Origin of the sequence: Daejeonella sp., from assembly GCF_030684675.1 — a bacterium.
GTDB lineage: Bacteria > Bacteroidota > Bacteroidia > Sphingobacteriales > Sphingobacteriaceae > Daejeonella.
The window spans coordinates 1-7,163 of the sequence record NZ_JAUXXZ010000032.1 but is presented as its reverse complement, the minus strand read 5'-3'; the positions used below and the strand labels follow the sequence as shown (position 1 = coordinate 7,163).

Sequence of the window (7,163 nt, the reverse complement as noted above, 5' to 3'; positions counted from 1 at the left end):
TACGCAAATGAGGAGACTATTCAAAAATATATAAATGAACAAGGCCAAGAAAAGACTGCTTATAAGAAGTTTCATAGGGCACAATTACGGTTATTCGAATAACGCGATACCTCGAAGCTCTGCTTCGGGGTCATTCATTTAGGGATTCTTCTTAGATGTAAATGTGTAAACGGTATATAATTTCAAATAAGTGGTAAGACTGGTTAAATTCTAACTGTGAAATTTTATAATAAATCACTCATTATTATAAAAAAGCCTTACTGTTTCCAGGAAATCTGCTACTCTTCTTCTTGAAACCGTGTGTTGGGAAGTGTCCGACATACTGACAATCAAACCGTTCTTGTTAGAATAATTTTTAAGATGTTTCAGATTTATGATTGTTGATTTGTGTATTCTGCTAAAACCTGTATCAATAAGTATTTCTTCATATTCTTTTAGATGCTTTGAAACGACTACCCGGCCCTGATCTTCAAGATGGAAGATGGAGTAATTACTATCTGCCTCAACATAAATAATGCTATTTACATTGAGGATATTAAATCCATTTAAATGTGGTAGATTTAGTTTAGTAATCTTTTTGATTTCGTTCAGGTTTTCTTCAAGGCTATTCAATTGTACGGAATGGTTAGGAATGTTTAGACTATTAGTCTGATTCAGGCCTTTCCAAATTACTGCTTTTTCAATTGCTTCATTGAGTTCATCGATATCAACAGGTTTCAATAAATAGTCAACGACGCTTGCCTTTAAAGCTCTTAAAGCATATTGATTATGGGCTGTTGTAAAAATTACTGATCCGGAAATTTTTTGTAAATCCGGTAATAAACCGAATCCATCCTCATTGGGCATGGCTATATCAAGAAACACAAGATCTATTTCATTTGCTTTTAGCATTTGACGGGCTTCCTGTACTGATTTAGCTATTCCTTTGATCTTGACTTTTGGACAATAGCCGTCAATCAAAAAGAAAAGAGATTTGCGTGAATACTCTTCATCATCTACAATTATGGCATTTAACTGCATTTAAATAGCAATAAGTATATTATAGTCTAAATTTACAGGTATTTAAAGGAAAGAAATAGTTAAAATGAGTAAACGGTAAGTATCAATTAGACTCAGTACCCAATCACCTGCTGTTCAGTCATTTCCGGCAAATCTCTGAACTGGTATTGCTGTGTTCTGAGCTGAGGTTCAAAACCTGCTTCGCGTATCGAATCCTGTATGCCCTGGGAGGTAAAGCGGTGCGGGGCTCCGGCAGCAGAAACCACATTTTCTTCGATCATAATCGAGCCAAAATCATTCGCTCCGGCATGCAGACAGATCTGTGCAACCTGCTTGCCTACGGTTAGCCAGCTGGCCTGGATATTTTTAACATTGGGCAGCATGATGCGGCTTAAAGCGATGGTACGGATGTATTCATCGGCGGTAACCTGGTTTGTAATACCCCGTACCTTACGCAGAAGCGTACCGTCATCCTGAAAAGGCCATGGAATAAAGGCAATAAATCCTTTCGCATCAGTCGGCTTTTCTGCCTGTACTTCACGAAGCCAGACCAGGTGCTCAAAACGCTCTTCGAGCGTTTCCACATGTCCAAACATCATCGTTGCCGAGGTAGTTAGCCCCAGTTGATGTGCCGCACGCATGACGTCCAGCCATTCCTGTCCCCCGCATTTGCCTTTGGAGATCAGTCGGCGCACCCGGTCGTTCAGAATTTCAGCTCCGGCACCGGGTAAGGAGTCCAAACCGGCTGCCATTAAGGCTTTCAACACTTCGGTATGGCTCATGCCTTCGAGTTTCGCGATATGGGCAATTTCGGGCGGACCGAGGGAATGTAGTTTAAGCGTAGGATATAATTCCTTTAATTGTTTGAACAGATCAACATAGAAAGCCAGACCCAAGTCGGGATGATGCCCGCCCTGTAAGAGCAATTGCTCACCACCATAACGGAAGGTTTCTTCGATCTTTACTTTATAGGTCTCAATATCAGTGATATAGCTTTCATCATGTCCCGGCCGACGGAAGAAATTGCAGAACTTGCAATTGGCAATGCACACATTGGTGGTGTTCACATTGCGGTCGATGATCCAGGTTACTTTTCCGTGGGGGACCTGCTTTTTACGCAGCTCATTGGCAGTGTACATCAGTTCGGATGTTGCCGCATTCTTGAATAGGAATAATCCTTCTTCGGCAGAAAGAAATTCAAAATTCAGAGCCCTGGTAAGCAGATTGGAGGTAAGCATGTACAAAGATAGGGAGAATTAGCAAATTAGTTAATTAGCAAATTAGTAAATGGGGGAATTTGACAATTTGTAAATGATTATTCAAACGGTCACAGCAAAGCGCTTTTTAAGCTTTTTTCGTATATGACACTTCAAAGCTTATTTTTGAACTAAATCTCAAAATAGTCTAAAAATTAGGTTTTGTTCTTGACTCCTTCGTAACTTGTTCGTACAAGCCCCCCTTTTTGACTATGTGAGGGTAATATCCTAAGAACAAGGTACGAACATGGTATGATGTTGGTACCTTGAAGGACAGATCAGGCTCTTGTTATTTGCCGATAGTATCATGTACCCATCTGTTAATAAGTCCTTTAAAACCTTGATAAAATTTTTTTCTTTGGGAATGAAGATTAATTATATTTACGAACCTAATCTATGAAAAATGACCTACAAAGAACAGTATCTGTATCTCAAACAGAAAACAGCTGATTCCTACAACCTGTGGATTAAAGCTCAAAATCAATTGGCAAGCGATGAAGATGGCTTTCTCAATGAACAATTATGGGACAATCTTGAATTCAGTGCTTCAGACCTTCAAAAAACTCAGAATGAGTTTAATAAGTTCTGCAGCATCATCCGCAAAGGAAAATTCAGTGCCCATGATATTTTGGGTGAGGAGCAGGCTTGCGCTTAGTTGGTTGTTAGTTGTTAGTTATCTGTGGTCGGATGGCAGAGTGTCTGAAGACTGATGTCTGCGGGAAGCAATTTAGTTTTCATTTGCTTAAGACGATAGCTATCGGGTTGCTCATTATCTAATTTGCTAATTCCCCCATTTCCCGAATTGACTAACAGACAAATTCCGCTATCCATTTTCATATTTTAATTTCTGATTAAATAGTTTTACTTTTAATTATCCAAATTAAACTCTCAAAATCAATAAATTATGAAAAGGATTCTAGTTTTTGCTGCAGTGATTCTGTTTCTGGCTTCGTGTAAGAAAGAAACAAGTCTGGAAAGTTCGGTTCAGCCTGAATTATCAGCCAAAGAGTATGCGAAAATGACTGAAGATGCCCTTCTGGCAAAGTCGAAGGACAGTAAAAATGAAAAGAGTAAAGGGGACAAAGACAAAGATAAGGACCGGGATGATGAAAGGGGTAAGGGTAAGGATAAACTTGAAACTAAGGTATTAAAGAGTTCGGGTTCAGGAACCATTGCCTATACTCCGGGTGGTTGTGGTGCCGGAACTGTGCGATTTAATTCAAATGGTACTGGTAATTCGACCGTTATTGGATTCTTTTCACAACAAATTACCTTTTGCATGGATATGAACACCGGGCAGGTTATTAGTCCGATTACCGGGGTTGGAACAACGCCTAAAGGAGATAAGATTTATTATTCATTCGCTAGTCAGGGTATTGACCTGGCTACAGGCTTTACCTATCAGGACTTTATTATTACCGGTGGTACCGGAAAATACGAGGGTGCGAGTGGTGCTACGCGTTTATTATACGATATTAATGAGCCAAATGCCTATCGTTACACCGGCACAGGAACCATTACGTTTTAATTAGAAAGGAGTATCTATTCTTACTCATTAAATATTAAACCCTTGTTGGTATTAGAACCGGCAGGGGTTTTTAGTTTAGTACTAACCTAAAAAAGGTTTAATTTGTTGGATTCGATCTCACCTGATAGCTATGGGGTTGTTCATTTTCTAATTTAATTGCAACAGATCTCTCCTCGCGGGAAAATCATCCTAAATCGAAAATCATTTTCGCTCGTCGAGATGACGGTGGCGGGTATACAACCGTTTTCGCTCTATGGAATGACAGATACATAGAAAGGAATTCTCCTATACTGAATAAGCAGAATTCCAATTTGCTAATTCCCTAATTCCCTAATTTGCTAATTCTCTCATTTCCTAACTCCTCTCCATATTTTTCCCTAAATTCGCCCCTCTAAAGCTTTCGCTCCCTTATGGTTTCTTTCGAACGTTTCACACTGGCCAATGGCCTTAAAGTATTGGTGCATGAAGACCCTACAACACCCATGGCGGTTGTTAATATATTGTATGATGTTGGTGCCCGCGATGAGCATCTGGATCAAACCGGTTTTGCGCATTTATTTGAGCATCTGATGTTCGGCGGCTCGGTGAATATTCCATCTTATGATGAACCACTGCAGCGGGTAGGGGGTGAGAATAATGCCTTTACCAGTAATGATATTACGAATTATTACATCACGCTGCCTTCGGTCAATCTGGAAACGGCCTTCTGGCTCGAAAGCGACCGGATGCTGAGCCTTGCCTTTTCGGAAAAAAGCCTTGAGGTGCAGCGCAATGTGGTTTGTGAGGAGTTTAAACAGCGTTATCTCAATCAGCCGTATGGCGATGTATGGCTGAAACTGCGTCCGATGGCTTATAAACAACATCCTTATCAATGGGCTACGATCGGTAAATCATTAGACCATATCGAAAATGCGAATATTGAGGATGTTAAAGCCTTTTTTGCACGTCATTATAATCCTTCGAATGCGATCATGGTTGTTGGAGGGGATGTGAAGCTGGAGGAAGTCAAACACTTGTCTGAGAAATGGTTCGGAAATATCCCGGCAGGGGAGAAGCTGGCGCGTTTACTGCCTGTGGAAGATGATCAGACTGAGGAACGCAAGGAAACTATTGAGGCTAATGTGCCTCTGAATGCAATTTATAAGGTGTTTCATATGCCATCCCGCAATGAAGCTGGATATTATTCTGCCGATCTGATTTCGGATATCCTATCACGGGGTAATTCATCCCGCTTATTCCGTAATCTGTTGAAAGATCAGAAATTATTTAGTGATATCAATGCCTACCTCACCGGGAGTCTGGATGCCGGGTTGTTTGTTGTAGAAGGCAAGCCATTGCCGGGTATCAGCATGGAAGTGGCTGAGGCTGCAATCTGGAAGGAACTGGAACGGATCAGTACAGAATTGGTAACTGAAGCCGAATTAACCAAGGTGAAGAACAAAATGGAATCAACCATGGTATTCTCAGAAATGAGTCTGCTTGATAAAGCGATGAATCTGGCCTATTTTGAATTGCTTGGTGATGCAGAGCAGCTTAATTCAGAAACTCAAAAATATCTGGATGTTAGTGCAGAAGAGATTCGCTCTCAGGCTGCACAGATCTTCCGTAAAGAAAACTCATCCACTCTATACTATTTAGCAAAATAACATGATCGACAGAGCACAAGCGCCGGCATTCGGACAGGTTGAAAAAATAGAACTGCTCAGGGCAAAACCTATTGTCCTGGCTAATGGATTAAAGGTTTTCAGTATTGATGGAGGTGAACAGGATTTGGTTCGTATTGAATTTATATTTGCCAATATCGCATACGACCCCAAAAAGCCTTTGCAGGCTTTTGCATGCAATACGATGCTGAATGATGGTACCACTGAACTCAGCTCCACTGAAATTGCCGATCGGGTCGATTATTATGGCTCATTCCTGCAGACTGATTATACGAATGATCATTCATCCGTAACACTTTATACTTTAAACAAGCATCTCGCTAATACTTTGCCTATTGTGAAGGCGATTATCTCAGATTCGGTTTTTCCGCAGGTCGAGCTGGATACCTTGGTTAGAAACCAAAAGCAGAAATTAAGTGTAAACCTGGAGAAGAATGATTTTGTGAGTCGCAAGACTTTTAATCATGTTTTATTTGGGGATACTTTATACGGCTATGATATTACAGCTTCTGATTACAATCAATTAGATCGGGAACAGTTATTATCCTATTTTAAGACGGCTTACCAGCCAAAAAATTGCACGGTCATTGTTTCAGGTAAAGTGAAAGATGAGAGTATCAAACTCTTGGATGAGTTGTTTGGAAAGGACTGGAATAATGGATTTGATGTAAAAGAAAACAGTTTTGATTTCCAGGCAGGTTCAGGTAAGGAGCATTATGTTGAGAAAGCAGATGCCTTGCAATCGGCGATTCGGATCGGACAGGTCTCCATTAACCGAACGCATTCCGATTTTTCGGGTTTGCAGGTTGTAAATACGATATTGGGCGGTTATTTCGGTTCGAGGTTAATGGCTAATATCCGTGAAGACAAAGGCTTTACCTACGGCATTGGCTCTGCGCTGGTCTCCTTAAAAAACAGCGGTTATTTCTTTATTGCCTCAGAAGTAGGGGCAGATGTGTGCTCTGCTGCGATGACTGAAATTGAAAAGGAAATGGCTATTCTGAAGAAGGAAGCAGTACGAGAAGAAGAACTGGCATTGGTCAGGAATTATATGCTAGGTTCCATGCTGGGCAGTCTTGAAAATGCGCTTTCTCATGCTGATAAGTTTAAAAATATCTATTTCTCGGGTTTGGATTATGATTATTATCAGAATTATATTCAAACAGTGAGGAATATCAGTCCGGAGGAGGTGCTGAATCTTGCGAACAGGTATTTGAATTTTGATGGTTTACAGAGGGTTATTGTTGGGAAAAAGTAATTTCCATATTTAACTGTCATCCCGACGCAGGAGGGATCTCATTGCTATTGTATCGATTTTCAATATTAAAATCTTCTTTAAAATCGCGAAGTTCCCTCCTGCGTCGGGATGACATCCTGCTCGGTAAAATGCTCCACCCGATAGGAATTGGGTCTCAGCATTTTGTCTGAACTATGATTTTTTTGATTAGCTTGATTGTAATGATTCATAATAATCAAAAAAATCATGGTTCAGACAACAGCAAAAGGTGATTGTTGGTAAAAAATAAGTTTATTTGGGTAAACGAGTCTGAAGACTCTTGATTATTTATTAATCCGTAGAGATTCTGTGTTGATTTCCAAATAAAATTATTTTTATCTTTGTTCTTTAAGACGGTCAAGAACCAGTCTGTGTAGCGTACTGATCCTTTTGGCTTAGTGCGCTACTCCTTTTTAGATCGATATAGTCTTTCTGGTATT

At 40.2% G+C, this 7,163-nt stretch carries 6 protein-coding genes; 4 read left to right on the top strand and 2 right to left on the bottom strand.

Translation table 11 applies throughout. The annotated features are described in order from the left end of the window. Positions 1-234 precede the first annotated feature (234 nt). Both Q8M41_RS06525 and mqnC read right to left on the bottom strand, forming a co-directional pair. Positions 235-1,020, bottom strand: coding sequence for a LytTR family DNA-binding domain-containing protein (locus Q8M41_RS06525; RefSeq protein ID WP_305364445.1), 786 nt, complete (start codon positions 1,018-1,020; stop codon positions 235-237). Positions 1,021-1,112: 92 nt separating this feature from the next. Beyond that, complete coding sequence (gene mqnC, locus Q8M41_RS06520; RefSeq protein WP_305364444.1) at positions 1,113-2,237, bottom strand: cyclic dehypoxanthinyl futalosine synthase; 1,125 nt, start codon at positions 2,235-2,237, stop codon at positions 1,113-1,115. 421 nt (positions 2,238-2,658) lie between these two features. Between mqnC and Q8M41_RS06515 the strand changes: the two genes are divergently transcribed. The 4 genes from Q8M41_RS06515 (at position 2,659) to Q8M41_RS06500 (ending at position 6,705) form a co-directional block, all read left to right on the top strand. After that, complete coding sequence (locus tag Q8M41_RS06515; protein ID WP_305364443.1) at positions 2,659-2,910, top strand: hypothetical protein; 252 nt, start codon at positions 2,659-2,661, stop codon at positions 2,908-2,910. A 249-nt stretch (positions 2,911-3,159) separates the two neighbouring features. Then, positions 3,160-3,783 (top strand): hypothetical protein, encoded by a 624-nt coding sequence (locus Q8M41_RS06510; RefSeq protein WP_305364442.1) that lies wholly within the window; start codon positions 3,160-3,162, stop codon positions 3,781-3,783. 410 nt (positions 3,784-4,193) lie between these two features. Beyond that, the gene (locus Q8M41_RS06505; RefSeq protein WP_305364441.1) at positions 4,194-5,429 is read left to right on the top strand and encodes a pitrilysin family protein; all 1,236 of its coding nucleotides are present in this window, start codon (positions 4,194-4,196) and stop codon (positions 5,427-5,429) included. Position 5,430: 1 nt separating this feature from the next. Further along, positions 5,431-6,705, top strand: coding sequence for a pitrilysin family protein (locus tag Q8M41_RS06500; RefSeq protein WP_305364440.1), 1,275 nt, complete (start codon positions 5,431-5,433; stop codon positions 6,703-6,705). Positions 6,706-7,163 lie beyond the last annotated feature (458 nt).